Here is a 26,787-nt window from a genome sequence, read left to right on the forward strand (position 1 = left end):
AGGTTTTTCCTGGGGGATTTTTTTGTCGGCTCCCACTTCTGGCTGACTTAACCGATCAATCGGAGCGGATCGGCCTCCTGACGGCTTGGCCAAACGGTCAGCGCGGGGAAAGCGGCGGAGATCCGGGTGGCCAGGTCCTCCACGCCTGGCCGCTCGGTGGCGTGATGCCCCGCAACGACCAGGCCGATGCCGATCGATTCCGCCTCGAGAGTGCGGTGGAATCGCGCCTCGCCCGTCAGCAAGACATCGGCCCGGCAACGGACGGCATCGCCGATAAAGTCGTCGCCCGCGCCGCAGACGATGGCCACTCGCTCAACGCGACGATCCGCCGGGCCGACAACCTGGATTCCGGGAGCCGCGAGCGTCTGGCCGATCAACTCCGCGAACGCCCCAAGATTGGTCGACGTGCCAAGCCGGCCGACTCGTCCGGCGCCTTGGCCGGAGTCACCCGGATGAAGGGGATAAACATCCGTGGCCGGCTCCTCGTAAGGGTGGGCGCTCCGGATCGCTCCGAGGACCACGGTGAGCTGCGAAGCCGGGCAGACGAGTTCGACCCGTCGCTCGCGGACCAACTCACGCCGGCCCCGCCGACCGACCGTGGGGTTGCTCTCCTCGGTGCCGAAGAACGTCCCCAGACCCGCGCTCGTAAATGAGCATTCGTCATAGGCACCAATCTTGCCCGCCCCCGCCGCGAACGCTGCCGCGAGGATCACGTCGCAGCTCTCCCGAGGGGCAAAGAGGACGATCTTGAACGACGGCGAGGCCGGTGAGGGTCGAAGTGGCTGGACATCGAGTAAGCCGAGCCGGCCTGCAAGCCCGTCGTTGATCCCGCCCTGCGTATTGTCGAACGCCGTATGCGGGCTGGCGATCGAGACACCGGCCCGAGCCAGATCCCACAGCATCCCGGTCTCGCGATCGTCGGCCCGAACGCGCTTGACCGGCCGAAACAAGACTGGGTGATGGCTCACAATCAGTTCGGCCCCGTCGTCGATCGCCTCGCGCGCGGTGCGTGGCGTCACGGTCAGGCAGGTCATGATCCGAGTCACCTTGGCCGCCGGATCTCCCCAGAGCAGGCCCACGTTGTCCCACGATTCGGCAAGGCTCAAAGGAGCGAACTCGTCGAGCCAGCGAGTCACCTCTGCAACGGTGCTCATGATGTCGTTCCTCCTTCGTTCAGCCATTCGAACAGCAAAGTCTTCAGGCAGACGGTCAGCGGGCCCGGCGCATCCCAGGCCAGGTCTCCTAGCCGCGCCACCGGAATGATCCCTCGCACCGAGTTGGTCAAAAAGAGCTCCCGGGCGTTCTGAAGTTCGTTGGATCGAAGGTCTGCCCTCTCCCAAACTTTGAGAGACAACGACCGGGCCAACTCGAGCACCAATCCTCGCATGATCCCCGGCACAATCGGTCCGTCGAGCGAGGGGGTGACGAGTCCATCTCCCACGACTACGAAGAGATTCGTCCGGCTTCCTTCCCAAAGATTCGAGCCAATGCACATGCTCAGAGTCTCGTCAAATCCCCGCGCTCGGGCATTCTGATAGGCCGATCGTCTCCGCCAGTAGTTCAACGTCTTGTGCCTGAGTAACGGATCGTTCGGATCGACCAACCAATCACCAAAATCGACGACCGCCCCGGGCCCGGTGATCATCGGCGGCGGCAGAGGAGTCGACCGCATCCAGAGGATTGACCCGTCGGTGTCAGAGACGCCTCCCGTCAAGGTGAGCCGGAGCGCCGCGTCCCCCTTTTGTCCGTTGGCTTCGAGCAGGCTGGCCACTGCGGCGAGGTCGGGCAATGCCGACGTTTCGAGGGGCAGGCCAAGTGCCTCGGCCGACTTTCTCAATCGCGCCAGGTGGCGATCGAGCAAAGGCGCTCTTCGTTGCCAGGTCCGCAAGGTCTCGAACAGTCCCAGCCCGTGCTCGAACGTTCGATCGAGGACACTGACTGAAAGCGACTGATCCGGCACAATGCGGCCGTCGACCCAGATCATCGGCTTGCCCCCTCGCCTTCGAGCACTTCGCGGAGCGCTCGGCCCTTGTCGAGCGTCTCGCGGTACTCCGCCTCGGGGCTCGAGTCGGCGACGATCCCCCCGCCGACCTGATAGCTGACCTGGTCTCCCTCCATCAGCATCGTCCGGATCGCGATGTTGAACCCGCTCGTTCCACCTCGGCCAAAGTAGCCGATGGCCCCCGTGTAGAGACTGCGTCGCGTCGGTTCCAGCTCGTCGATGATCTCCATGGCTCGAATCTTGGGAGCGCCGGTGATCGATCCGCCCGGAAAGAGGGCACGGACCACGTCGATCGGCCCGGCCTCGGGGCGCAGTTGCCCCTCCACCGTGGCGACCAGGTGATGAACCTGGGCAAAGCTCTCGACCGTCAATGGCTCGCTGACCTGAACCGAGCCGAACCGAGCGACCCGGCCCAGGTCGTTCCGCTCCAGATCGACGATCATTGTGAGCTCCGCCCTGTCCTTCTCGCTCGTGGCGAGCTCGTTCGCCAACCGGAGATCCTCCTCGGCGGTCTTACCGCGCGGGCGTGTTCCCTTGATCGGCCTCGTGACCAGGCGATCGCCCCGTGTCTGGTAAAACCATTCCGGGCTGGCGCTGATGACGGCCAGATCGTTCCACTGAAGATAGGCCGCGAATGGAGCGGGACTCCGCGCCTTGAGCCGAAGGTAGAGGTCCAGAGGCTCGGGTTCTCCCGTCGTCACGAATCGCTGCGACAGGTTGATCTGGAAGACGTCTCCCGCCGCGATGTATTCGAGGACCCGGCTGACAGCCTCGAGATAGTCGGCATGAGTGACGTCGCCACGCACGGGACCAAGAGTCGAGAGCCGAGGTCTCGGCGGAGCGTCTGGCCGCTCCAACGAGCTCCGCCAGAGCTCGAGACGTCGTTCTCGCGCGGCATCCCCTTCTCCCAGAAAGTCGTGCGCCCAGAGGTCCACGACGCCCGAGGCATGGTCGACCGTCACCACCGTGTCATAGAGCGCGAACCGGAGATCGGCGATCCGCGAGTCAGGCTCGGCATGCCGGGGAAGCCGCTCAAGTCTCGGCGCGAAATCGTAGCCGATGAAACCGACCATTCCGCCGTGAAAGGGAGGAACGTCTGCCTCGGGGCAAGACTTCGGATCCGCCAGATCGAACCGGTTGAGGAGCGTCTCGAGCAGTTGCAGGACGTCGCCTCGTCCCGATTGAGGTCATCGCCGGTCCGCAACGTCCAGCGATCGCCGATCACCTCGAAAACGAGCCGCGGCCGGGCGGTATAAAAACTCCAACGGCCGGCTTCACCAAAGCCGGGGCCGCTCTCGAGCAGCGCCGGCTGGCTCCACGACCCGATCTGAAGCGCAAGCCGATCGACCGAACAGTCCGGAAGTCGGCAATGGAGGGGAGTCTGGGAGGCGATCGCCACGAAACTCCTCGAGGCATCATGCGGTAAGCACCGATCCAACCAAGAAAGCTTCCTCATCATAACCGAATCGGCCAGGACTCGATAACGGGACTTTTCCTCCGCGGGTCGGCGAGATGTTGCTGGCTCGCCTTGCGGCCCAACACGGCAAAGAGCATGCTGTGAGGAATGGGAGTCCACGCGGGGCCTCCAGTTGCGGAATCCCACGGAGATCCGTCTCGGTCTCTCCAGGAGCGACCGGCCTCGCGTCAACATTTCGGCCCCATCTGATGAATGAGAAGGAACAGCCCACGATGATTCGCTCTCCGCTGGGACTTCGGCTCAATCCCGGCCGACCGATCAGGGAACAGATTCGCGAAGCCGCCACACTCGGGGCCAAGGGGGTCGTCCTTGACGCCATCGGCGACCTCGCGCCGGAGCGGCTTTCGGACACAGGCCGGCGCGACCTCAGGCAACTGCTCCGTTCGGTCGAGCTTTCGCTCGTCGCCGTGAGCTTGCCCACGCGCCGACCGTTTGATACGACCGATCAGCTCGAAGACCGACTGCGACGTGCTGAGGGTGCATTTGCGATGTCCTTTGAGCTCGGAGCCCGCTTGGTGCTGGCCCGAATGGGCGAATTGCCCCCTGAGTCCGATGCCCTTCGGCGAGAAACCTGGATCTCCTCGCTCCGTGAACTCAGCCGACGCGCCGATCACCGAGGGGTCCGCTTCACCGTCGAAACCGGGACGGAGCCAGGCTCAGCGCTCCGCCCGATCCTCGACGGGCTCGACACGATCGGGGTGGCCGCCAGCATTGATCCGGCGAGCTTGCTCGTTCGTGGGCTCGATCCCGTGGAGACGACCCGCGCCCTGGGCCCCTGGGTCGCGCACGCCTACCTCAACGACGCCGCATCCGCCGGAACCAACGTCACGGTGGCCCGGTCAAGTGGAGACGGATTCCCCCCCGGCGCCCTCGACTGGGAAGAGTATCTGGGCGGGTTTGAGGAGATCAACTACCGCGGCTTCGTGACCATCTGGCCCGACCCCGCCTACGAGCCCGGCCCCAGGTTTCTCGCGATCACCGAACGGCTCAAGCGACTCTGATCGCCCGCCCGATCGGCCGACTGGGTGCTTGAACCCCACGAGATCGAGGCTAGGATGAGGTCGTTCTTCAGAATCGTTGCCTTCCGCTGTGCGGACAGAGCCGCTGAAATTTCCCAGACGTGATCGCCGCGCGACGGTTCCTCAATCTAAAAAAAGGGGAGTGCAAGAGGCCATTGGAGGCCTCTCCCCTGCTCCGTCGCTGACGACGATCGATCCCCCCGACGGATGAGGGTTCGTGATGAGTTCCCCGGTCGTTGATCGAGCCTGGGTCCCGCTTTCGCCTCGAGAGCGGCGGGTGTTGGGAGTTTTGGTCGAAAAGGCCAAGACGACCCCGGAGTATTATCCCCTGACCATCGCCGCGATCGTGACCGGCTGCAACCAGAAGTCGAACCGAGACCCGGTGACCGACTATGATGCCGACGATGTCGAAGATATCTTGCAGGATCTTCGCCACAAAGGGGCGGTCATCATGGTCGAAGCGGGGGGGCGTGTCGTCCGCTGGAAACACACCCTCTACGACTGGCTCAAGGTCAGCAAGGTCGAGCTGGCGGTGGTCGCCGAGTTGCTGCTCCGGGGCCCTCAGACCGAAGGGGACCTTCGCTCGCGGGCCAGCCGGATGGAACCGTTCCCCGACCTCCCTGCGTTACAAACCGTCCTCGAAGCCTTGGCCTCTCGCGACCTGGTCATCAACCTTTCCCCTCCGGGTCAGAAACGGGGGGTGATGGTCACCCACGGTCTCTACCCGGCCCAGGAACTCGAAAAAGTTCGCACAGCGTTCGCACACGCCGCCACTGCCGGCGACGAAGACGAGCGGCCGGTGCGACTCTCCACTGTCCGCTCAGAACCCTCCCCCCCCGCCTGGGTCGCCGAAACCACCGCGCTTCGCGCCGAGATCGACGCTCTGCGGAAAACGATCGAGGCCCTGGCGGCCGAGGTCCGCGACCTGAAAACTGAACTCGGAGCATGATCGCATGAGTATCCCCTCTCCCGAGTCGGCGGAGCCGCTCCCCGAGGCTCCGTCCCCGCCGGCCCCCGAGGGAGGACAATGGTCGTTGATCGCGTTGATCGCGCATGACGGGGTTGAGCCGCCGGCGAATCTCGCGGACTCCGAAGCCCTTGGGACCTGGTGCGCCATCTCCTCGCTCTGGCACCCCGCGCTACTGGCTCAGTCGCGCGAGTTGCCTCGAATCGAGTCCATCGACTCTCCCTCCTCCCCCGGCCCACGTGAGCTCCGCGTGGTGGCCGCCGACGGACTCGATCGCCTCCCGTCGGGCTATCAGACGCAGGCCGAGGACGCTGGTGCGATCGTTCTCAACGGCGGAACCGACCGGCTCGCTCTGGTCCGCGACCTCCTCGCTCGAATCGAGGCGGTCGAACCGGCACTGGACACGGAAGACGAAGGTCTCACCACCGCGGCCAATGACTTCCTCGCACTGGGAACGGCCCGTTGGATGCTCCGCGACCTGACGATTGCCATGGGGCACTCCGACGGTCTGGACACCGAGAGCCTCGAACGTGAGGTCCTCGCCGGTGCGCAGGCCTGGTGCCAGGGAGACCACCCGGCAGCGACCAACCGACTTCGAGCGGCGTTCGAGTTGCTTACCCAGGCACGCGAACGGTTCTATCCCGTCGATGCCTACGTCGTCGATATCTGCCTGGTCGATCCCTCGACGCCCCCCGGCTCATTCACCGACGCGTTGAAGGCCCGCGCGCCTGTGACCTTCCTGGCGCCGGCCCTGGCCATCGAGAAACTCGCCGACAGTGACCCCGAAGCCATCTCCTCGATTCGCGAGGCGATCACCGAAGGATGGGCCGACGTTGTCGGTGGGTCGTACACTGAGTCCGAAGAACCGCTGCTGCCGATGGAATCGGTCCTCTGGCAACTCCGCCGAGGCGCGGAGGTCTATCGCCGCCACCTGGACGACCGCAACGTCGAGACGCTCGCCCGGCGTCGATTCAGCCTCTATCCGGAATTACCCCAACTCGCAAAACGGTTCGGGTTCCGATTCGCCGTCCACCTCGGGTTCGACGCCGGCCGATTTCCGATCCGGCCCGAGGCAAAGCGGCTCTGGGAAGGACCCGACGGTACAAGCCTGGAGACGTTGACTCGCCCCCCCTTGGGCGCGGACCGGTCCGCGCAGGGAGTGTTCATCCCCTGGCGACTCGCGACCTCAATGAAGGACGATCACGTCGCGACCCTCCCGCTGGTTCACTGGCCGAACCCGGTTGCCCCTTGGTATATCGATCTGCGACGAGTGAGCGCATTCTCACCGGTCCTGGCGCGTTGGGTCACGCTCAATGACTACTTCCACCTGACCGATCGCCCGTTCGAGTCATTCCGGCCCGAACACGATGACTATGTGACCCCTTATCTTTCCCAGGCGGTCGCTCGGCGCGATGATCGACCGATCTCGCGCAAGGCGGTCCACGCCCGGCTCCGCGCTCGGCTCGAGGCCCTGAACGCGACCCGCGCTCTGGGGCGTGCCGTGCTGGGACTGGGCAACCCGCCCGACCCAGAGACGCAAGACAGCATGGTCTCGCCGTACGACCTGGAATCGGCCCTTGAAACCGGTCGGTTCGAGGAAGTCCACGCGTTGATCGAACAGGAGGAGCCGGTCGCGGCTGGCCGCTTGGCCGTTGCGATTCAAGGGAACACTTCCGAGGCACGACCGGGTTACTTCGTGCTCAACCCACTGGGTGTGGCTCGACGTGCCGCCGTCTTGCTCCCCGACGCAGCACTCGACCTCCGTCCCGAGGGACCGCTCCGTGCCGCGCAATTCACCGAGGAAGGAGTCTGGGCGGTCGTTGACCTCCCGGCGTACGGCTACGCCTGGGTCCCCCGTGACGCCGATCTCGCAACCTCACCCACGACCCACGGCTCGCTTTCGGTCCGCGGCCGTCTGCTTGGCAACGAGTCGATTGCGATCGAGATCGATTCCGCCACCGGGGGAATCCGAAGCATCAGAACTCCCACCGAGGAAATTGCACGGCTCGGCCAGCAACTCGTCGTGTCGGGGCTGGTAGCGACGGACGGCAGCCCCGTCAGCACCAAGATGCGCGGGGAATCGTTCGAGGTCGAATATGGCGGCCCCGCCCTCGTGCAGGCGATCTCCCGCGGTGTCATCGTCGACCCGCGCGACGACCGCCGGCTCGCATCCTTCGTCCAGCGCTATCGGCTCTGGACCGGCCGACCGATCCTCGAGCTCGACGTCACCCTGAGCGACCTCGATCCGGATTGGCTGGCCCGCGTTGCCGACGCCGACCCCTGGACGCACAACCTGGCCTGCCGCTGGGCTTGGCCCGACCCCAATTCGATGCTCAGGCGCACCTGCTTCTTCTCGCCCGAGGTCACCGAGGCCGATCGACCGGAGACGCCCGACGCGTTCGACATCTCGACCCGGCGTCAGCGCACCGCCTTGTTGTTCGGCAGCCTGGCGCACCATCGCCGCCATGGCCAGCGAATGCTCGACACTCTTTTGATCGCCGGCCGAGAGACCGAGCGGCACTTCCGCCTGGGCGCTGTTCTCGACCTCGAGCACCCGTTCCACGCCTCGATGGACTTCATCGCACCAGCGCTCGTTGTGCCCACCGAGCTGGGCCCGCCCAAGACCGGACCGACGGGCTGGCTCTTTCAGCTCGACAACAAGGCCGTTGCGGCGACCCGCCTCGAGATGATGGAGAACACCGGGGACAACCACGGCTGGGGAGTCGTCTTTCACCTCTTCGAGACCGCCGGCCGTCCCGCCCGCTGCCGCCTCCGACTCTTTCGCAACCCGGTCTGGGCCCGTCAGACCGACTTCCACCACGAGTTGGTCGTCGATCTCCCGATCGAAGAGGATTCCATCCTCATCGACCTGACACCCCACGAGATGGCGCGGATCGAAGTGACCCTGAGCTAACCCCGGAAGCCAAGCAGCCCGATCCAGGCATTTGTGAATGGCAAAGGCGAGCGGGGAACTTACGCTCCCCGCTCGCCTTCGCGGACTGCTTCAACAACTGGTCCGGCCCCCACGTGATCGGCGGTTCACTTCCCCGTGGCAACCCAGTCGATACCCTGAACGACCATCTTCAGTAGGCTCGGGTTTTGCAGGGGTTCATCCTTGCCGGGGCCGAAATCTCGATGGCCAAGGGGGGTATGAAAGACGCGCCCTTCACCGTAGATACGCGTCCAGGCAACCGGCCAGGTGCCGCCGTCGAGGTCGGTTGTCGCCAGCGGTTCAACTCCCGGCTCCATCTGCATGTGGTAGTACAACTCATCCTTGATATCAAAGTCGCTCACTCCGCGCATGATCGGATCGTCGCTCTTGACGACTTTGATCTTGAACGTCGCCTTCTTCGTCTTCGAGTCCGGAAGTCCGATGTGCGAGAAAACCCCGCCGAGCATCTCACGCCACGCGGGGATCCAGTCGGGGGCGGCGTTGTCGGCCCCATGAATCGACACGTAGCCATGCCCTGCTTTGACGTAGTCGAGCAGGGCCTTCTGTTGATCCAGGGTGAACTTGAATTCATCGTCGCGGCGGTCGGCATTGACGATGAGCAGGTCGTACTTCTTCATCGCAGGCGTTTCGAGGATCGACGCATCCTCGGCGATCGTCACCTCGTAGCGACCGGTGTCCTCCAGGACGTTGGCAAGGTAGAATGCCTGATCGCGGTATCCATGATGGTTACGGGCGCCCCCAGTCAGCAGGAGGATCCGGGTGGCCTTCACCCCTTTGGGAACCTTCTTCTGGGCCAAGGCCGGAGTGCTCGAGAGGCAACCCAGGGCCAAGGTCCAGAGCAAAAAACGACGGGTACGCACGGGATCATCCTCCGCGAATCCAAAAAGCGTCCGGGTAAAGAGCCGACAACCTTCGCATCGTAGTCGTGACCCCGTGCGGTCGCAAGCGAGCGGCGGGGTTCGAGTCAGGCCAAGATCGGTCAGATTCATTGGTCAGAAAAAAGGGAGCCAGAGATATGCCATTTCGCTGCCACCTCCTCAGACGCATCGCACTGGGATCGATCGCGGTCGTCTTGACCAGCCTCGGGGCCGACGCCCCCACTCAGACGATCGAGACCGACGGGTTGACCTTCGAGGCACCCGGTGCCTGGAAAAAATTGACGCCGTCCAGTTTCATGCGTAAGGCCCAGATGAGCGTTGCGCCGGTCAAGGGAGACGAGGAACCGGCCGAACTCATCCTGTTCGCCTTCCCTGGAGGCGCAGGGGGAGTGGATGAAAATATCAAGCGCTGGCGCAGTGGTTTCAAGGGAGAGGGGGGCGACCTTCCCAAGGTCGAAAAGAAGATCGTGAAGGGGAAGAACGTCGAGGTCACACGGGTCGAGATCGCCGGACACTACATCGCCCCGCTCGCTCCCGGAAGCCCGCAGGCGAACGATAAGCCGAACTTCCGTTTGCTCGGTGGGATCGTCCAGAGCGGGGGAACCGGCTACTTTCTCAAGTTGGTTGGTCCGGATAAGACCGTCGCGGCGGCGAGCAAGGGCTTTGACGAACTGCTGGCGTCGATGAAGGCCGTGACCAAGTAAGCGTCGATCTCTGCTTCTGTCCCGATCGGGGGGCCGCCTCTACGCGAACCTCAGTGGCCGGCCCTCCTATATTTTCGTCGAGCGGGGAGCCTCTCACTTCAATGTCGTCCTCGACCATCGCCTGTGCCCGCTGCACGTTGGGCAACCACTACTCCAATCGCTTTTGCGTGTGTTGCGGCCTCCCGCTCGGTGCGACCGCCCCCGACGTCGAGGCCGGCCTCGACGCGCTCGGCCCTTACGAAGCTCCCGAGCCGGCTGATGCCGATGCCTCCCGCCTGATTCAAGCGATCGCCCAACGCTGTGGCTTCGAGGCAAGTCCCTCGAGCCACGGTTGGCGGATGACGGTCCCATTGCAGCTCGATCGCCAGCAAGCTGTCTATCTTGGCTATGCGGGAACCGACCCCGAAGGGCGTTCGATCCTCTCCCTCGTCTCGGTCTGTGGCCCGGCCAATGACCGCGACACCAGGATCCTGCTCAAACTCAACGCCAAAAGTGTCGAGGGACACTTCGCGATCAAGGTTCTCCGAGGCGAAGAATACTTCGTCGTCATCGAGAACCTCGCCAGTGATTCGGCCGCACAGCTCGACGCCAGCGGCCTGGTTCGCCGCATCGCCGAAGCCGCTGATGGACTCGAGGATCGCCTGTCACGCGGCCTCGACTTATATTGATTATTGGAATCCAAAGGTAAGTGGATCGATCGGCTTGGGTTGCTCCACTGCAGTTGAGCACTCCGATCCACGCCTTGTGAGACTGGAACGCGTGGTTCCCCTGGTGGAGGTGAGGCCCGATGAGCGTACCAGGCTCCCCGATCCCGCGCTCCGATCACGGTGAAATCTCCCCCTGGCGAGAGCTCCTGCTGTTCGGGATCGCCCTCCTGCTCTGTCTCGGAGGGATTCTGTGGTGGGTCTCGTCGCAACTCGGCTCCGGGAACCTCCGCACATCAATCGTCGCTCGAGACAGCTCGAACTTTGTTGGGAGCCGAACTTGCAGCGAGTGCCATCCGGGTGAAGCGGCTCAGCACAGCCGCTCGGGGCATGCGCAAACACTCCGCCCCCCGGCACGAGCGTTGGCCGAGTGGCTTGAAGGCCGAAGCGCCGGTGATCCGGATTATCCGGAAGCTCGATGGAGCTACGACAGGAGCGACGGCCGGTTGTTCGCCGAACGTGTGGAGGGCAACTCGAGTCGTCGCGATCGACTCGAGTTGGAGTTCGCCTTCGGATCGGGCACGCATGCCACCACATTTGTTAGCCTGACAGATCCGAATCCCGAGCATCCCCAGGCTCTCGAGCACCGCCTGAGCTTTTTTGCCAGCAATTCGCGAATCGATGTCACGCCCGGCCAACTTGCCTGCACGGACCTTCCCGGCCGTTCGCCGTTGGGACGAGCCTTGAACGAATTCGAAACGCGCAAATGCTTCGAGTGTCATTCCACACGACTCTCGAGCCGGGGGCCCTCGACACTCGAGCTCGCGAGCCTGATCCCGAACGTCTCCTGCGAGCGGTGCCATGGTCCGGGCCGCGAGCACGTTGAGACGGCGAGGCGAGGTGAAGAAGTCACGTCGCTGGTGATGCCCTTCGGCCCTGGCCGCTCGACGAGTGAGGCGCAGGTGCGCATGTGCGGCCATTGCCACCGGCTGCCCGAATTCGTTCCCCAACGTGATCGCTATCCTGAGAATCCAATCCTTGTTCGGTTCCAATCCGTGGGTTTGATGGAATCACGCTGCTACAAGGAGAGTCAGGGAAAACTGAGCTGCGTCACCTGTCACAATCCCCATGCTCGGACTTCACACGATCAGGCCCGGTATGAGGCGGCCTGCCTCGCCTGTCACCAGGGCCCAAAGCAGGTGGCTTGCTCAATCGCAGAGGTGACGGGTTGCGTTGGGTGCCACATGCCTCGACGCGACTCCGGCCAGGAGATGCAGTTTGCAGACCACTGGATTCGCCGCCGGCCCTGATTGAAGCCTTCAACGTTGGCAAGCGCTTGATACATGAGTCATCGCTTCGAAGGCAATCGGCCCGTGGCTACCGACAATCCCGTCCGTTCAGCTCGCCACGTCTCAGTTCGGCTCCACTCTGCTCTCAGCTAAACGAGCTCGGCCTCGGCCAAACGCTGAGGCATTTGGCCGAGGCCGAGCGAATACGATTTTGGGTCGACTTATCCCCGTTACTTCTTGACCATAGCCCTGGGATTAGCCGTCGCCTTCTTCATGTTTTTATCCATGCCTTTCATCATGTCCTCAAACCCAGCGGGGCGACCGTCCTGGGTAGCCACCGGGGTTGTGGACTCCGCGGTTCCGCTCCCGCAGCCAGAAAACGCAAAGACGAGAATCGGGGCACCGAGCCATCCTGCAAACGGCTTCATCACGAACGAGCTCCTTACGAAGGGAGTGAATCGACCGGAAGTCCATCGCAATGATGAACCCAGCTTTCAATAGGCATCGGCGCTAATCACTTCACCGTAATTGCGAGTGCCGATGGCCCAGAACGTCTGGAGGTTCACTGTATCCTTGAGGAACCGAACCGACCCATCCGCCATGGACATGTTCACGCCGCCCGAATGATTGCTGGATGGCGGAGCCGATCCCATCGGCCCGGTGAAGCTCAGCCAGCCTCCCTGGTCCGCCGAATTTGTGCAGGACACGCTGTTCGGGGCGCCAACGTGAGTGTATGCATTCACCGCGATGTGCCAAGGGTAAGCCGAAAACCAGGTGTAACCATTCCCATTGGTACGAGCGGAGTTACTCGAAGGCGGAACGGCATTGCAAGCACTGATGAATTGTAAGGCACCTGCCCCACCGCTCCCTGCCACGGGACCGGCCGCCGTGAAGATGCCACGTTTGTAGTCCTTGTCACTTCGGGGGATAATCGGGTCTCCCACGAGGCCGAGTAGCCGTTCACTGAACAGCGCGGTGTTCGAGCTCCCGTCTGTGATCGACTCGATTCCGATCGGTCCAAGGTTAGCATCGGCGTACCAACCGTTGGGGATAATCGTCCCGCTGAAGGCACCATTCATGTTGGCTTTGGCCAACTGGCCGGGACCGCCATAATTGCCAACATAGTTGGTTCCCCCGTTAGGATCCGCCGGCATTTTCTTGACCCCATCGGAGGGACAAAGGAAGCCTGCGATCTTGAGTTGGCAAACCGTGTTATTCCCTTGCTGAAAAGTATTTCCACCGGCGTTTCCGAAGATCCCGATCGAGAAATTGAACGCGTTGTACGCCGCTTGCTGCTCGATGTTGGGCAGAAGTCCGAGGCCCCAGCCATAACTCCAGCCCCAACTTTCGTCGGAGGCCGTCGGAAACATGGTCTGCAACGGCAGCACGGAGTTCAAGGAAATATAGTTGTGGACGGCCAACCCGAGCTGTTTCAGATTATTAGTGCATTGTGAGCGGCGGGCGGCCTCACGGGCGGCTTGCACCGCAGGCAAAAGCAACGCAATCAGAACCGCGATAATCGCGATGACGACCAAGAGCTCGATGAGCGTAAAACCGAGACGCCGTTTCCTCATGGATGGACCTCCTCAAAGATATCGCGGGACAAGGAAATAAAAGGCGACGGATCCAAAAGACATGGTGCTCGGCCTAAGCCGAATCGCCACGAGAATGGCTTGACAACAGGCGATCGTTTCCCTCCGGATACGTTCGTCAGATAAGTCTCAAAAAACGGTTCTGGTTGTCAGTCATAATTCTGCAAGTGAGTCGAAGATATCATCGCTGTCCCAGAAACAAATGCCCAAGTTCAGAACAGGAAGCACACTAAAGTTCTCCGCAATCAAGCGAGTCCAAAATTTTTCCCGTTTCGGCCCCCAACAAGGGAGTCAGCCACCGTACCCTTACCGGCAGCAAACCCCTAACCACCGACAATCACCAGACTTGTAAGCCGGCAAATCCGACAATCTCAATTCACACACACACACATGCATTCCTACGTACCGATCCGAGGCTTACCCCAAGACCTGCTTGACCGACTGGTCGCTGAATTTGACATCGAGCACTAGATTCGCGAGAAATGCGAGCATGCCTGCAGTAATGATAGCAGCAAGCCCACGGCGCGTTTACATTCACACCGACAGAATTCATAGACCGAGACATGAGGCAGAACAGCAAGACATCGTAGCCTTGGCTGATCTTGATTCGACGGACACCTTTTTCATTCGGAATTAACTCTTATATCGCCTAAGAATCGGCACGGCAAGAATCAGACAATCTGGAATATTAAATTTTTGCAAACCTAAGAAATTGGGGTTCAATTACGCTCGTTACAAGTCCTGGATTCACCAAGTTTTTCGTAAACTCGAACGCCGCGATTCACGAAATTGATCCACGAGTATCTCTTAAGCGTGTAAGCGTATACTTGCTACCGCATAAATCCTACACGCACGCACGCCATCACCCCTATTGGATCGCCACGAACAAACTTCTACATTTTAAGGAATTCGGGAAGAGTCTGAACTGATTCTCGCCTTTCAATTCATCAAGGCAAGCCAGCCGATTGGCTTCGGGTTTATTGATCCGTCCCTCATCGTAAACGTGCGCCGAATCGTGTGCTTCCCTCGGGAAAGCCCCAAGTTACAGCGGTCTACCACCAGGTCGCTCGCGGATCATGGCGGCTGAAACCATTTTGAATCTGGGGACTGTGTCCCCGGTCTTGGCATTCGCCCCGGGGTCAAAGACCCCGGCTACAACGAGGTAATCGACGCAAGGGTAAACCGCTGTAGGAAAGGCGAGAGCAAATTCGAACAGATTTTCGAATGAAGCGAGGGAGAGCCATTCAACCCGGTTGCAACAGCAATGGGTTTACTGTGAGATGAGACAATCCGAAACGAGCGAGTTGAGAGGTGGCGTGGGGGCGTTGGGGAGACGCCACCTGGCAGCGGAGCGCGATTTCCGACGGCTTGAGGAAAGTCTTCGGGCCTTCTGCGCAAACAAAGCTTCAAACAGGTTTTCGTGTTACGATATTTCCGGCAACAGAATGTGCGTCGAGACAGCCGCGGTGCTCAGGGGCTGGTCGAGCCATGCACGGAAAGTCTTTCCGAAAAGGGGGCTGATGGTCACCGTTCCTGAACAGGTGGGCATGAGCTCCCTGCGCATTTCGGGCGTGCCTGAAATGCCACAGGTTGGTCGCAACTCGTGGGCAAGACACTCGTGCTTCTGCTCACGGGTTGAGTCCAGCCCGGGGAAGAGGAAACCCCGGTGTCAGATTCGCATCGCAAGGCTCGCCAGTGAGTCGGCCGGCCATCACAACGCGAGCGGCCTGGCGAGTCGAATTGCCGAAGGGATAGAGGACCGCCTGTCGCTCGCCCTCGACTGATCTTGACCGTTGGAATCCCTCCTCCGCCAGAGGCGGCGAATCACGAGATCCGTTTGAGGATGACCAGAGTCAGGTCGTCCATCTGCTTTGCAACTCCGCGAAATTCGAGGACGTCGCGGATCACGCCATTGAGGATCGTGCCCGCATCGTGTTGGGCGTGTCGGAGCAGGCTTTGCTTGAACCGCTCGCGGCCAAATTGCTCACCCTCTGGATTCCAGGCCTCCGTGACCCCGTCCGTACACAAGGCCAGGACATGACCCGGGTCACGAAACGGGGCATGGTGCGCGCGGAACGAAAGATCCGGGTCGATGCCCAGGACCGGGCCATCCCCCTCCAGGTCGGTGAAGGTTCCCGACGCCGGATCCAGGAGCAGGGCAGGCTCGTGGCCGGCACTCACCCAGGTTACAGTGTCGCTTTGGACCGCGAGCAGGTAGAAGGTCATGAACCGCTCGACATCGCCCAGGTCGGCGACCAGGTGCCGGTTGATGTCGGACACGACCTCGGCGACGCCTCCCGGGCGGGCCGCCCGCATGCGCAGGCAGGCGCGGGCCGCCGTCATGAGCAGCGCCGCGGCGGGTCCATGGCCCATCACGTCCCCCACCGCAACCCCGAAGCCACGCTCCGCGAAGTCTGCCCCCGTCAAGAAGTCGAGGTAGTCGCCCCCCACGGCATCGCAGGGGATCATCCGCCCCGCAACCTCGAGGCCGGGGAGGGAGTGCAGGGACTTGGGCAGCAGGCTTCGCTGCACGTCAGCAGCGACGGCCAGCGACTCGTGCAAGACCTTATGCTGGGTGGCCAGAGTTTTGCGAGCGAGGGCGAGTTCGATGTGGGCGGCCACCCGCGCCTGCACGATCGGCGGCCGGAGGGGCTTGGTGATGTAATCGACGGCCCCCAGGGCAAACCCCTTGGTTTCGTCGTCCATCTCGCTCATCGCCGTGACGAAGATGATCGGAACATCCTGCGTCCTCAGGTCCGCCTTGAGCCGCCGGCAGACCTCATAGCCGTCCATCTCGGGCATCATGATGTCGAGCAGCACGAGATCCGGCCGGTCCTCGGAAAAGGCGATCTCCAGAGCGTCGGCACCGCTGGTGGCCACGCTCAGCAGGTAGTCCCGCCGGAGCAAATCCGCGAGGATTTTAAGGTTGGCCGGCGTATCGTCGACGACCAGGATTCTTGGCTTGCTCTTGCTCATTGGTCGCATCTGCCGCCCTTGGGAATCGCTCAGGGACCGCCCGAACCGAGTGGGAGGGGATACACTTTGCGTCGGCATTCCACCTCTCAGAAGGTTGCGAGCCGACTCGACTCATCCCGGCGTCATCCGCTGATCGTTGGTGAAAAGTCGGGCATCACCAATCCTCACGCGATCCCTCCTCTCTACCTCGTGCTCGAAACTAATGATACCGGTGCACTTGCGAGAAAGCGATTCAAGAGTAGGGTGATCGGCATGCAGAATGCCCTCGGCCACCCCAAGGTCGATGAAGAAAATGACGATTCCCACAGCCAATCATTCGCGGAGATCTATCACTTCAATGAATCATAATTTTTACGCATCTTTGAATTCAACGCTCCCCACTACCAAATAACATCCAAAACGATCAAGGACTGCATCAGGCACCCGACCTGGTAGCGTTTCGACACCCGGGTGCTCAGCGCGGCCGCCTACTGCTCCACCAAACCGCCCGAGACGACCCCTGCAGCCGTTCGGGGTTTCATGAACCTCGATCAAGAGTCAAGCTTGGCGATTGGGAGGTCGGTTCCCATTGGATTGGGAAATTGAGAACCGAGCCCGAGTGCATTCTGGTTTTATCCAGAGGGTTTTCGCGCGGATGGCTCAGAGGTCTGGAGCCGCATCGTCGGGGAGGTCGCGAGTCCGGTAGATCGCGATCGTTTGATCGTCGGTCATCCTGACCGGCCTCAGGCCCCTGAGTGCTCGGAAATAGTTTTCGGGCCCCCAGGGGCCCCACTGGAGGGAGGCAGAGACGGCGAGAAACTCGGTCTTGGCACTCAATTTCGCCGGGAGCGTCAAAGGGACCGTCACGGCATTGAGCACATGGCTCGTGCCGGCGACTCCATAGTGAGTGGGGTCAGTATCTCCGAAGTAATAGAGAGTCATGTCGGCCATGGCGGGATCCTCGCGCTGGAGGCGAACGAGCGACTTGAGTCCCTGCCCCCAATCGAGGTTGGAGTCGCCCAGGATCTGACGACCTCCGGCCGGCCCACCGGCAATCACGTTGAAATAGGTCAGTTCGTGGGGATGAATCCCAGCCACGGCGACCGCTTGGCCGAGCACACCGATCACGGCCAAGGCCCGCGCCCATCGATTCCCCTCGGCAAGGCCGGATACCCAGACGATCGCCAGCGGGGCAAGCGGAAGCAGGTAGCGGAGTCCATAGTTTCGCGAAGAGCCGACGGCCGTGATCGCCATGAACAAGACCATGATCGTCGGGAGCATCCACGATCGATTCTTCGCGGCGACCGGCCCACGCGAGAGCCCGCGTCCGACGAGGAGAAGGCCGACCGTCAGGGGAACCTTCACGGCCAAGGCCACGAAATAGTAGTACCACCAACCGGTCATCCGCCGTTCACCGAAGAGGTAACTCGGCCCCCCTTCTCGCTGCCGGACCAGTTGGTTGGCGAACCCGACCAACTCCTCGGGAATGGGAAGGCGCATGGCAGGGTCGACCCACGGCCGTAAGGTCGCGCCGACGACCTGCTTGAGCTTCCGATGTTCGGCCTGAGGCGTGCCGAGCGGGAGGACCGCGAAGCCAGTGACCAGCAAGTTCGTGAGTCCCATGACCACGAGAAAGCCGACCATCCCGCGCGCCACCTTGAACGTCAACCGCGCGGGTTGTCGTTCGCCGCTCCGCCACCGGTCAATCCACCAGACCAGGCCGAGCATCGGAGGGATGATCACCGTCGTATATTTGCACGACCATGCGAGACCCGCGAGCGCGGCCGTTCCCCAGAATGGCCGCCGGTCACCGGTCTGGAGGAATCGCCAGAAGAGTAAGAACATGCCGGTCGTGCAGGCGGTGAGTGGCATCTCCATGGTAATCAGCGCCCCATGTGCCAGCAGGTTGGGGCTGAGCACGAAGAGCAAGGCGGCCAGAGCCATCGCCCTTGGGCCGTAGAGCCAGCGGCTCCACACCACAGTCAGGCACCAGGCGACGGCCCAGATCCAGAGGGAACCGAGCCGCGCGAGTGGAAGCAAGCGGCTCTGATATTGAATCGGTGCGTCGACCCAGTCGCGGTGGCCCGAGTGGTCAAGGATCCAGAGGATGGGGGCCTGCTGGAGTTTCCAGAAGACGAGCGGCGACCCCATTCGCGAAATCTCTTCCTGATCACCGGTCCGCCACCACCGAGCGGCCACCTGGAGATACGTGACCTCGTCATAAGTGGCCGAACTGGCGGCGATCGAATCGGCCATCAAGCCGAGTCCCAGAAGCCCGGCCAGAACCACCACAACGGTCGACCAACGTGGGGCAGGAGCAGGAGGAGTTCGGTCACCACCCCCAGCAGACTCGGGGTGGGGCGTCGCGTTGTTCGGATCCATCCCTGGAACGGCTCCTCAGAGGCGCGGTGGCCGGACAATCATGCGTTGCTCGCGCTGACTCTGCCTCAGATCGCTCACCCGTCGGGCCACGGAAAGCGCGTCCCGAATGGTGGGAGCGAGCGAGGGCTCGCCGTGAACGAGCCGATGAAACTGCTCGTTGAGCACGTCGCCGACGGTGGGCTCCAGGGGTAAGCGTTCCTCGTGCGTCCCGTCGGCGGCCGCCCATTGGATTCGCTCGGGGAGTTCCAACCAGGCCGCGCCCCGCTCCGCGTAGACCTGAAAACCAGGTTGCGGCAAGAAACGGCTCGCCTCCCCCCAGATGGCCCGATCATACCGGCCGAACGAGATCTGTACCATCGCCCCATCGGCGAACTCGGCCACGAAGCTCTCGAAGTCGGGGCCACTCCCCTTCTCGCCCCCAGCGGGAATAATCGTCCCCTCGAAACCTTGCACCTTGGTTGGCTCGGCCTGGAAGAGGAAGCAGCACCAGTCGAGGAGGTAGCTCCCCGGATCGATCATCAAGGGGGCCGGGGCAATCTGATTCGTCGGGCCAGGCTGGCCATACCGATCGAACCCGAACAGGCGATTTTGCCCGAGGATCAACCGCGGAGGTCCAAGTGAAGTGGCGAGCAATTCCCGAAGCCGCAGGGTCGCTGGATAGAAGCGACGGGCGAATTCGGGCATGAATACAATACCACTCGCCTCCACCAGCGCCGCGATCGCTTCGAGCTCCTCGGGTTCGCTCGCCAGCGGCAAGGCACAATAGACCGGCTTCCGGCAGGCACAGGCAATCTCGATCGGATGGAGCCCGAACCACTGCGGGGTGAGCAAATAGATCACGTCGACGTCCGACCGTTCGATCAGGGCCGTCAGCCCTTCGACCGCCGCACACCCGAGCTGGGCCGCCTCGATCTCCGCGCGCCGAAGGACCTGATCATAAAGGGCCGTCACCTGGAACCGGTCCCGAAGCCGCATCAGGGCGGGTTTGTGCCGTGCCTCCCAGAGCCGGCCCAAACCAACCACACCAACTCGCAGTCGAACATGTCTCGACACGTCAACAAGCGCCTCCGACGCCTCTCCAAACGAGCCGAAACCTCAACTCAGCCTGCGCACCGACTCATTCGCTGTCAGCCTACCACCGAAAGTCAAAATCGGCCACTCATAATGAGAGTTCGGACCTGAGCCGGCTCCGAATCGGTATAGTGTGCCTCGGGGCGAGATTTCTGTGGATGCGGAGATTCAGGGGAATGCGTGCGGTCTTGCAACGAGTGACGCGGGCCTCGGTCGACGTGGAAGGCGAACGGGTCGGTGAGATCGGGCCGGGTTGGCTCGTCCTCCTTGGTGTCGCCAAGGGCGATTCCGACGACGATGCCATCCGCTTGGCCGACAAGATCGTTAACCTCCGTGCTTTCGAGGACGCCGAAGGCAAGATGAATCTCAGTGTCTCCGACACGGGGGGCAGCGTGCTCGTGGTGAGCCAATTTACCCTGCTCGGAGACTGTCGCGGAGGCCGGCGTCCCAGCTTCACCGAAGCCGCCGAACCGACGGAAGCCGACCGACTCTATCGTTACTTCGTCGATCGAGTGGCCGCCACCGGACTCAACGTCGCCACTGGCGTCTTCCGGGCCATGATGAAGGTCGAACTCATCAACGACGGACCGGTGACCCTCCTTCTGGAGAGCCGGAAGGCTTTCTGACGCTTCATGTTCGATTAGAGTCTGTCTCGTAAGTTCAGGGAAACCGAAAATTGAAGGCCGTTTGGGTGCCACGGGTTCCGTACTCGGAACCCGTGCGCGCCAGGCCAAGGCATTCCCGCATGGGTTCCGAGTACGGAACCGCATGGCACCCAGCAGATCATTCAAAAGCTCCCGTGGGATTCACCTTCTGGGACAGACTCTTACTCCGGTAGAGCGGACATAGCCAGCCATCCTAACCTCCATTTCTATAATGGAGATAGAAACGGCAGGCCGTGCCCACGCTACGGAGTGGAATCAGGTCAGCCGGAAGCGCTGCAGCCCTCACCGATTCGGCAACGGTCGCGCGGGAATTCCGGCGACGGTCTGGCCGTCGGCCACGGCTTGGCCCTTGGTGACCACGGCGTTGGCACCGATGGTCGCCCCGTCCCCGATCGTCACCGGAGCCACCAGAATCGCTCCCGACCCGATCATGGCATTCGCCCCGATCGTCGTTCGGTGCTTCTCACGACCATCGAAATTCGCCGTCACGGCCGTCGCGCCGATGTTTGCGTTCGACCCGACGTGCGCGTCACCGAGATAAGCCAGGTGCCGGGCCCGGGCCCCGGCCTCGAAATGCGAACGGTTCACCTCGACGAAAGCCCCGACCTCGGCTCCATCCTCCAGCACCGTTCCGTCGCGCACATGGGCAAAAGGTCCGATCCGGCACTGGGCCCCGATCGTCACCGTTCCACTCAACACCGAGAACGGGAAGACGACCGTATCAGGTCCGATCGCGACGCGCCCGTCGATGTACGTGTTTCGCGGGTCGACGATACTGACCCCTTCCGTCATCCAATGATCCTGGATCCTCGCCTGCATGATCGCATGAGCTTGCGCCAGGTGTTGCCGCGTGTTGACGCCGAGGATGTCGTCGGCGTCGAGGACCGGGAGAGCGACCACTTTGCGGCCCATCGACTGGAGCCACGAGGGGGCATCGGTCAGATAGTATTCCCCTTGGGCGTTGCTGGTATCGAGCTTGTCGAGGGCATCCCAGAGGCCCGGCAGATCGAACACGTAACAGCTTGGGTTGACCTCTGCGATCTGTTTCTCTTCCGGGTTGCAGTCGCGTTGCTCGACAATGCGGAGGAACCGGCCCGCGGAGTCGCGCAGGATCCGCCCGAAGCCGGTCGGGTCGGGGACGATGGCGGTTCCGAGCAAGCAGGCGGCCGCGTCCTCATGCTGGCGGGTAAGGAGATCGGCGAGGGGTTGGGGGCGAACCAACGGTTCATCCCCGACCAAGACCAGCGCGGGGCCTTGGTATCCCTCGAGAAGCGAGTGGCAGGCTTTCACGGCGTCGCCGGTGCCGAGTTGGCGTGTCTGGGTCGCGAAGAGAATGTCGGGCTCGTCGGCCAGGGCCGATCGAACCTGGTCAGCGCCATAGCCGACCACGACGATAATCGTCCTGGCACCTGCCTGGCGTGCGGCCGCGACCACATAATGAATCATCGGCTGGCCACAAACCTCGTGGAGCACCTTGGCCTTTTCCGACTTCATACGCTTGCCATGGCCCGCCGCCAAAATGATCGCTACTGGACCCTGAATCATGATGTGACTCAACCTTCGAGTGAGAAGACACCGATGTCGTGACCCCTCACGGGCCAGCGAAAATCATAGATGAGGCCCTCGGTCTTCGTCAATTCGTCCGAAGTCGCCAAGATCGCGAAGCTTGAAGGATCGCCGTCGATCTGGCACACTGACGACGTGTCGGCGGCCCGCTGGTTTTGGGAATGCGGGACGCCGCGGATCGAGCATTCCGGACGACGCGGACAGAGCCGCCCCACTCTTTAGGGGCTGACCCGGCGCCGCGAATGATCCCTTCTTTATTTTTCCTGAGGATTCGTCGGCCCATGGCGTTGTCGATCGACGAGGTGGCCCAGGTCGCCCTGCTAGCCCGGCTGCGGTTGAGTCCGACCGAACTGGAAACGTTCACCGGCCAGCTCAACTCGATCGTGGAGTTTGTGGCGCAGCTCCAGGAACTGGATACGACGAACGTCGAGCCGTTGGCTCACGGCGTCGAGGTCCGCAATGTCTTCCGAGAGGACGTGCGCGGACCTTCACTCTCAAAGGAGGAGGCGCTGTCGAACGCCCCCAAGCGGAACACAGACAGCTTCCTCGTGCCGGCCGTGCTTGAATGATCGCCTTTCTCCGCCCATTCTCCTTCACCCCCGCCCCCAGGATCGACCGCTGATGGACCTGACTCGCACGACCGCATGCGAATGGATCGCCCAGTTGAACGCGGGGAAAATCACCTCCGAGGAACTCGTCGGCGGCTACCTGCAGCGCGTTGACGAACTCGAACGACTCAACGCGTTCGTCCACCTCGATCGTGACGCCGTACTCGCACAGGCGAAGGCGATCGACGCGCGACGACACGCCGGTGAGCCGGTCGGCCCCCTCGCAGGTTTGCCAGTCGCGATCAAGGACGTGCTCTGCGTCAACGGCGAGCCGACCACCTGCGGCAGCCGGATGCTCGAGAACTTCCGCCCCCCCTACGACGCCACCGTCATCGCCCGACTCAAGTCGGCCGGCGCAATCCTGTTCGGCAAAACGAACATGGATGAGTTCGCGATGGGGTCGTCCACCGAGAACAGCGCCTACGGGCCGACCCGCAACCCCTGGGACGAAGAGCGGATCCCGGGAGGATCTTCCGGAGGCTCGGCCGTCGCCATTGCCGCCGACCTCGCCCCCCTCTCCCTCGGCACCGACACCGGCGGCTCGATCCGGCAACCCGCGGCGCTCTGCGGCGTGGTCGGCCTCAAGCCCACCTACGGCCGAGTGAGCCGCTACGGCCTGATCGCCTACGCCAGTTCACTCGACCAGGTCGGGCCGTTTGCGCATGACCTGGCCGACGCCGCGCTCTTGCTCAAGGTGATCTCGGGGCGCGACCCGCACGACTCGACGAGCGTCGATACGCCGGTGCCCGACTACTCGGCCACCCTGGACACCCCGCCGGCAACCCTGAGAATCGGCATCGTCCGCGAGTTTTTCAGCGAGGGACTCGACCCCGAGGTCGAGGCGGCCGTTCGCGAAGCGATCCGGGTCTACGAAAAGGCCGGGGCCACGATCAAAGAAGTTTCGCTCCCGCACTCCAAGTTCGGCGTCCCCGCCTACTACCTGGTCGCACCCGCCGAGTGCTCGAGCAACCTCTCCCGGTACGACGGCACGATCTACGGCCATCGCGCGGAGGACTTCTCGGCAAAATTCCCCGGCGAGGAAGACCTGCCGCCTCTGATCCGGATGATGATGGCCAGCCGTGCCGAAGGCTTCGGAGCCGAGGTCAAGCGGCGGATCATGCTCGGCACGTTCGCGCTCTCGGCCGGATACGCCGACCAGTACTACAACCAGGCCCTGAAGGTCAGGCGCCTGATCCGCAACGACTTCGACTCTGCCTTCAAAGACGTCGACGTGCTGATCGGGCCGACCTCACCGACCCCCGCCTTCAAGCTTGGTGAACGGACGGCCGACCCGTTGGCGATGTACCTGTCCGATATTTACACGATCACGGCGAACCTGGCCGGCATCCCCGGCTTGAGCATCCCTTGCGGCTCGACCGCTTCGGGTCTGCCGATCGGTCTCCAGTTGCTCGCGCCGGCGTTCGCCGAGGAGAACCTCCTGCGAACCGCTCGCGTTTTCGAGCGCTCGACCGACTGGCACACGCGACGGCCGCCGATCGCGCGATGACTTCCGGCTCCTCATCACGTACACGAAGCGATTCCAAGGCAGGCGGCACATGGATTACACGATCATCATCGGGCTGGAAGTCCACGTCCAACTTCATACCGAGAGCAAGATGTTCTCGTCATGCGGAACCGAGTTCGGCCTTCCGCCGAACACCCAGACCGACCCGGTCTCGCTCGGCCTCCCGGGTAGCTTGCCTGTGATGAACGGGAAGGCGTTCGAGCTCGCCCTCAAGACGGCCGTCGCGCTCAACGCCGAGATTACCCCGTTCACCAAGTGGGACCGCAAGAATTACTACTATCCCGACCTCCCCAAGAACTACCAGATCAGCCAGTATGACCTCCCGTTCAGCCGCCATGGCTGGCTCGAGATCCCCGTCCAGAAGGATGGCTCGGGCGGTGGGCGCTGCCGCCTGACTCGCGTTCACCTCGAGGAGGACACGGGCAAGCTGACGCACGGCAACGGCGGGTTCTCGGAAGTCGACTTGAACCGCGCCGGCATCCCGCTGATGGAGATCGTGACCGAGCCCGATCTTCGCAACCCCCAGGATGCCAAAGCCCTGCTGGAAGAGCTTCGGCTCACGCTTCGCTACCTGGGCGTCTCCGACTGCGAGATGCAGGAGGGGAGCCTTCGTTGCGACGCGAACATCAACCTCCATATCGACGTCGACGGCAAGACGGTGGCCACGCCGATCGTCGAGATCAAGAATTTGAACAGCTTTCGATCGGTCGAGCGGGCGTTGGCCTATGAGGCGGAGCGGCAGTTTCGCCAGTGGAAAGAAGACGGCCTGACGATCCACGACGCCCACAAGGAAACCCGGGGCTGGAGCGAACCCGACGGCGCAACCAAACCCCAGCGCCGTAAGGAGACCGCGGCCGACTATCGCTATTTCCCCGAGCCCGACCTCGTGCCCGTGGTCGTCGATGAGGCCTGGATCGAGCGCGTTCGCGCCTCGATCGGCGAACTCCCCGCCCGCCGTCGACAGCGGTTCGAGACCGATTTCGGACTCTCCGCCTACGACGCCAATGTCCTGGTCGAGCAAGGCGAGGATGTGGCTGACTACTTCGACGCCGTCGCCAAAGCGACCGACGAGTACAAGCTGGCGAGCAACTGGATCCAGCAGGAGGTCCTGCGGATTATCAAGGAGAAGAAGCAGACCCTCGCCGAGTTCCCCGTGACGCCCGACGTCCTGGCCGACCTGATCAACCGGGTCAAACGGAAAGAGCTGAACACCAACCAAGGGCGCGAGGTTCTTGCCGCCTTGGTCGAGACGGGCGACCCCGTCGACAAGGTGATCGCGGCCGGCGGCTATGGCATGGTTTCTGACCGTGACGCCATCGCCACGGCCGTCGAGACGGCCCTGCAAGCCAATCCCAAGGCCGTCGAAGACCTCAAGGGGGGCAAGAAAAAGCCCGACGCGGTCAAAGGGTTTCTCCGCGGCCAGGTCATGAAGCTGACCGGAGGCAAAGCTGACCCCGCGCTCGTTGGCGAGTTGCTCGACGTCAAGCTCAGCGAGATTGCCGGCCAGGGTTGATAATCACGACGGTCTAGATTGGTCGCCACTCGCATCCTATTCTGGAAGCCCCCCGGGTGATATCTGGGGGACGACAATTCCAGAGTACGAGCGGAGGAGCGCAGACGATGATCGACCGCAGGTCGTTTTTGAAAGGCACCGGAGCCACGATCGCCGCCGCGACCATGGGGGTGCAGGCCCTTGCGGCGGACGGTGCCTCTCCTGCTTGGAAGAAGGCGTTCATGCTGGGGACCAGCAAGGGTCCCATCCTTCCCGACTTCGAAGCGCTCAAGGCCGCCGGATTCCAGGGCGTTGAGCTGCTCAGCCCCAATGAGCTCGACCGCGACGAAGTGCTTCGCGCTCGCGACAAGACCGGACTGATCATCCACGGCGTCAGCGGGACGAAGCACTGGCAGCAAACGCTTTCCGACCCCGACCCCAAGGTCGTCGAAATCGGCCTGGAAGCGATCCGCCAGGAAATGGTCGACGTCAAGGCGTACGGCGGAACCACCGTCCTGGTCGTCCCGGCCGTCGTCACCAAGGACGTCTCCTATCGCGACGCCTACAAGCGGTCGCAAGCGAATATCCGCAAGCTGATCCCCGACGCCGAGAAGCACGGGATCAAGATTGCCATCGAAGAGGTCTGGAACAAGTTCCTGCTCAGCCCCATCGAATTCGCGCGTTACATTGACGAGTTCGAGAGCCCCTGGGTGGGTGCTTATTTCGACGTGGGCAACGTGGTCGAATTCGGCTACCCGCAGGAATGGATCCGCGAGCTCGGCAAGCGCATCCTCAAAATCCACATCAAGGAATACAAGAAAGAGCGGCGATTCAACTACCTTCTCGGTGAAGGGGAGATCGACTGGCCGGCGGTGCGCGCGGCACTGATCGAGGTGGGCTATCAAGGCTGGATCACGGCCGAAGTGCCCAAAAAAGACTTGAGCGACATCGTTCGGCGAATGGATACTCTGCTGAAGATGAGCTCGTAAGCCGCAAAG

General features: G+C 62.5%; 21 protein-coding genes. 11 read left to right on the forward strand and 10 right to left on the reverse strand.

The genetic code is table 11. The annotated features are described in order from the left end of the window. Positions 1-47: 47 nt before the first annotated feature. From V5E97_RS19550 to pabB, 3 genes are read right to left on the reverse strand one after another with little or no spacing between them, the layout of a single operon-like run. Positions 48-1,154: a Nif3-like dinuclear metal center hexameric protein gene (locus V5E97_RS19550; protein WP_406700959.1), complete on the reverse strand. Its 1,107-nt coding sequence runs from the start codon at positions 1,152-1,154 to the stop codon at positions 48-50. Continuing rightward, positions 1,151-1,984, reverse strand: coding sequence for an aminotransferase class IV (locus V5E97_RS19555; RefSeq protein ID WP_406700960.1), 834 nt, complete (start codon positions 1,982-1,984; stop codon positions 1,151-1,153). The genes V5E97_RS19550 and V5E97_RS19555 overlap by 4 nt, the downstream gene beginning before the upstream one ends. Further along, on the reverse strand, positions 1,981-3,165 hold the full coding sequence (pabB, locus tag V5E97_RS19560) for an aminodeoxychorismate synthase component I (protein WP_406701186.1): 1,185 nt from the start codon (positions 3,163-3,165) through the stop codon (positions 1,981-1,983). The genes V5E97_RS19555 and pabB overlap by 4 nt, the downstream gene beginning before the upstream one ends. Positions 3,166-3,691: 526 nt before the next feature. Here pabB and V5E97_RS19565 point away from each other — a divergent pair. The 3 genes from V5E97_RS19565 (at position 3,692) to V5E97_RS19575 (ending at position 8,379) form a co-directional block, all read left to right on the forward strand. Next, a complete protein-coding gene (locus V5E97_RS19565) occupies positions 3,692-4,480 on the forward strand; it encodes a sugar phosphate isomerase/epimerase family protein (protein ID WP_406700961.1) in 789 nt (262 codons plus the stop codon). A gap of 238 nt (positions 4,481-4,718) precedes the next feature. Next, positions 4,719-5,447 (forward strand): YceH family protein, encoded by a 729-nt coding sequence (locus V5E97_RS19570; RefSeq protein ID WP_406700962.1) that lies wholly within the window; start codon positions 4,719-4,721, stop codon positions 5,445-5,447. Between the two features lie 4 nt (positions 5,448-5,451). Next, positions 5,452-8,379: a glycoside hydrolase family 38 N-terminal domain-containing protein gene (locus V5E97_RS19575; RefSeq protein ID WP_406700963.1), complete on the forward strand. Its 2,928-nt coding sequence runs from the start codon at positions 5,452-5,454 to the stop codon at positions 8,377-8,379. Positions 8,380-8,504: 125 nt separating this feature from the next. Here the strand turns inward: V5E97_RS19575 and V5E97_RS19580 are convergent, their stop codons facing one another. Then, positions 8,505-9,278 carry a ThuA domain-containing protein gene (locus V5E97_RS19580; RefSeq protein ID WP_406700964.1) on the reverse strand — a complete coding sequence of 258 codons (774 nt, stop codon included), beginning with the start codon at positions 9,276-9,278 and terminating at the stop codon, positions 8,505-8,507. Positions 9,279-9,433: 155 nt separating this feature from the next. Between V5E97_RS19580 and V5E97_RS19585 the strand changes: the two genes are divergently transcribed. From V5E97_RS19585 to V5E97_RS19595, 3 genes are all read left to right on the forward strand, one after another. Next, entirely contained in the window at positions 9,434-10,000 is a 567-nt protein-coding gene (locus tag V5E97_RS19585) for a hypothetical protein (RefSeq protein ID WP_406700965.1), read from the forward strand. A gap of 101 nt (positions 10,001-10,101) precedes the next feature. Next, positions 10,102-10,668, forward strand: coding sequence for a hypothetical protein (locus V5E97_RS19590; RefSeq protein WP_406700966.1), 567 nt, complete (start codon positions 10,102-10,104; stop codon positions 10,666-10,668). A 119-nt stretch (positions 10,669-10,787) separates the two neighbouring features. Then, positions 10,788-11,954: a multiheme c-type cytochrome gene (locus tag V5E97_RS19595; protein WP_406700967.1), complete on the forward strand. Its 1,167-nt coding sequence runs from the start codon at positions 10,788-10,790 to the stop codon at positions 11,952-11,954. A gap of 209 nt (positions 11,955-12,163) precedes the next feature. Here the strand turns inward: V5E97_RS19595 and V5E97_RS19600 are convergent, their stop codons facing one another. The 5 genes from V5E97_RS19600 to V5E97_RS19620 form a co-directional block, all read right to left on the reverse strand. Further along, positions 12,164-12,364 (reverse strand): hypothetical protein, encoded by a 201-nt coding sequence (locus V5E97_RS19600; protein ID WP_406700968.1) that lies wholly within the window; start codon positions 12,362-12,364, stop codon positions 12,164-12,166. 63 nt (positions 12,365-12,427) lie between these two features. Continuing rightward, positions 12,428-13,507 carry a DUF1559 family PulG-like putative transporter gene (locus tag V5E97_RS19605; protein ID WP_406700969.1) on the reverse strand — a complete coding sequence of 360 codons (1,080 nt, stop codon included), beginning with the start codon at positions 13,505-13,507 and terminating at the stop codon, positions 12,428-12,430. A 1,842-nt stretch (positions 13,508-15,349) separates the two neighbouring features. Beyond that, the gene (locus V5E97_RS19610; protein WP_406700970.1) at positions 15,350-16,501 is read right to left on the reverse strand and encodes a PP2C family protein-serine/threonine phosphatase; all 1,152 of its coding nucleotides are present in this window, start codon (positions 16,499-16,501) and stop codon (positions 15,350-15,352) included. Positions 16,502-17,140: 639 nt separating this feature from the next. Continuing rightward, entirely contained in the window at positions 17,141-18,862 is a 1,722-nt protein-coding gene (locus V5E97_RS19615) for an ArnT family glycosyltransferase (protein WP_406700971.1), read from the reverse strand. Positions 18,863-18,877: 15 nt separating this feature from the next. Then, a complete protein-coding gene (locus tag V5E97_RS19620) occupies positions 18,878-19,915 on the reverse strand; it encodes a Gfo/Idh/MocA family protein (protein WP_406700972.1) in 1,038 nt (345 codons plus the stop codon). A gap of 194 nt (positions 19,916-20,109) precedes the next feature. Between V5E97_RS19620 and dtd the strand changes: the two genes are divergently transcribed. Continuing rightward, positions 20,110-20,559 carry a D-aminoacyl-tRNA deacylase gene (gene dtd / locus V5E97_RS19625; RefSeq protein WP_406700973.1) on the forward strand — a complete coding sequence of 150 codons (450 nt, stop codon included), beginning with the start codon at positions 20,110-20,112 and terminating at the stop codon, positions 20,557-20,559. Positions 20,560-20,880: 321 nt separating this feature from the next. Here the strand turns inward: dtd and V5E97_RS19630 are convergent, their stop codons facing one another. After that, the gene (locus tag V5E97_RS19630) at positions 20,881-22,143 is read right to left on the reverse strand and encodes a bifunctional UDP-N-acetylglucosamine diphosphorylase/glucosamine-1-phosphate N-acetyltransferase GlmU (RefSeq protein WP_406700974.1); all 1,263 of its coding nucleotides are present in this window, start codon (positions 22,141-22,143) and stop codon (positions 20,881-20,883) included. A 302-nt stretch (positions 22,144-22,445) separates the two neighbouring features. Between V5E97_RS19630 and gatC the strand changes: the two genes are divergently transcribed. From gatC to V5E97_RS19650, 4 genes are all read left to right on the forward strand, one after another. Further along, positions 22,446-22,733: an Asp-tRNA(Asn)/Glu-tRNA(Gln) amidotransferase subunit GatC gene (gatC, locus tag V5E97_RS19635; RefSeq protein ID WP_406700975.1), complete on the forward strand. Its 288-nt coding sequence runs from the start codon at positions 22,446-22,448 to the stop codon at positions 22,731-22,733. A 52-nt stretch (positions 22,734-22,785) separates the two neighbouring features. Further along, a complete protein-coding gene (gatA, locus tag V5E97_RS19640; protein WP_406700976.1) occupies positions 22,786-24,279 on the forward strand; it encodes an Asp-tRNA(Asn)/Glu-tRNA(Gln) amidotransferase subunit GatA in 1,494 nt (497 codons plus the stop codon). Positions 24,280-24,328: 49 nt separating this feature from the next. Continuing rightward, positions 24,329-25,810 (forward strand): Asp-tRNA(Asn)/Glu-tRNA(Gln) amidotransferase subunit GatB, encoded by a 1,482-nt coding sequence (gatB, locus tag V5E97_RS19645; protein WP_406700977.1) that lies wholly within the window; start codon positions 24,329-24,331, stop codon positions 25,808-25,810. Between the two features lie 107 nt (positions 25,811-25,917). Continuing rightward, a complete protein-coding gene (locus V5E97_RS19650; RefSeq protein WP_406700978.1) occupies positions 25,918-26,778 on the forward strand; it encodes a TIM barrel protein in 861 nt (286 codons plus the stop codon). Positions 26,779-26,787 lie beyond the last annotated feature (9 nt).

The organism is Singulisphaera photorubra (genome assembly GCF_045290345.1).
In the GTDB taxonomy this organism is placed as follows: domain Bacteria; phylum Planctomycetota; class Planctomycetia; order Isosphaerales; family Isosphaeraceae; genus Singulisphaera.

What these genes read in the sequence shown, in the direction of transcription:
- V5E97_RS19550 (WP_406700959.1), bottom strand. Translation starts at nt 1,154, where the DNA reads ATGAGCACCGTTGCAGAGGTGACTCGCTGGCTCGACGAGTTCGCTCCT.
- V5E97_RS19555 (WP_406700960.1), bottom strand. Translation starts at nt 1,984, where the DNA reads ATGATCTGGGTCGACGGCCGCATTGTGCCGGATCAGTCGCTTTCAGTC.
- V5E97_RS19565 (WP_406700961.1), top strand. Translation starts at nt 3,692, where the DNA reads ATGATTCGCTCTCCGCTGGGACTTCGGCTCAATCCCGGCCGACCGATC.
- V5E97_RS19570 (WP_406700962.1), top strand. Translation starts at nt 4,719, where the DNA reads ATGAGTTCCCCGGTCGTTGATCGAGCCTGGGTCCCGCTTTCGCCTCGA.
- V5E97_RS19575 (WP_406700963.1), top strand. Translation starts at nt 5,452, where the DNA reads ATGAGTATCCCCTCTCCCGAGTCGGCGGAGCCGCTCCCCGAGGCTCCG.
- V5E97_RS19585 (WP_406700965.1), top strand. Translation starts at nt 9,434, where the DNA reads ATGCCATTTCGCTGCCACCTCCTCAGACGCATCGCACTGGGATCGATC.
- V5E97_RS19590 (WP_406700966.1), top strand. Translation starts at nt 10,102, where the DNA reads ATGTCGTCCTCGACCATCGCCTGTGCCCGCTGCACGTTGGGCAACCAC.
- V5E97_RS19595 (WP_406700967.1), top strand. Translation starts at nt 10,788, where the DNA reads ATGAGCGTACCAGGCTCCCCGATCCCGCGCTCCGATCACGGTGAAATC.
- V5E97_RS19605 (WP_406700969.1), bottom strand. Translation starts at nt 13,507, where the DNA reads ATGAGGAAACGGCGTCTCGGTTTTACGCTCATCGAGCTCTTGGTCGTC.
- V5E97_RS19610 (WP_406700970.1), bottom strand. Translation starts at nt 16,501, where the DNA reads ATGAGCAAGAGCAAGCCAAGAATCCTGGTCGTCGACGATACGCCGGCC.
- V5E97_RS19615 (WP_406700971.1), bottom strand. Translation starts at nt 18,862, where the DNA reads ATGGATCCGAACAACGCGACGCCCCACCCCGAGTCTGCTGGGGGTGGT.
- dtd (WP_406700973.1), top strand. Translation starts at nt 20,110, where the DNA reads ATGCGTGCGGTCTTGCAACGAGTGACGCGGGCCTCGGTCGACGTGGAA.
- V5E97_RS19630 (WP_406700974.1), bottom strand. Translation starts at nt 22,143, where the DNA reads ATGATTCAGGGTCCAGTAGCGATCATTTTGGCGGCGGGCCATGGCAAG.
- gatC (WP_406700975.1), top strand. Translation starts at nt 22,446, where the DNA reads ATGGCGTTGTCGATCGACGAGGTGGCCCAGGTCGCCCTGCTAGCCCGG.
- gatA (WP_406700976.1), top strand. Translation starts at nt 22,786, where the DNA reads ATGGACCTGACTCGCACGACCGCATGCGAATGGATCGCCCAGTTGAAC.
- gatB (WP_406700977.1), top strand. Translation starts at nt 24,329, where the DNA reads ATGGATTACACGATCATCATCGGGCTGGAAGTCCACGTCCAACTTCAT.
- V5E97_RS19650 (WP_406700978.1), top strand. Translation starts at nt 25,918, where the DNA reads ATGATCGACCGCAGGTCGTTTTTGAAAGGCACCGGAGCCACGATCGCC.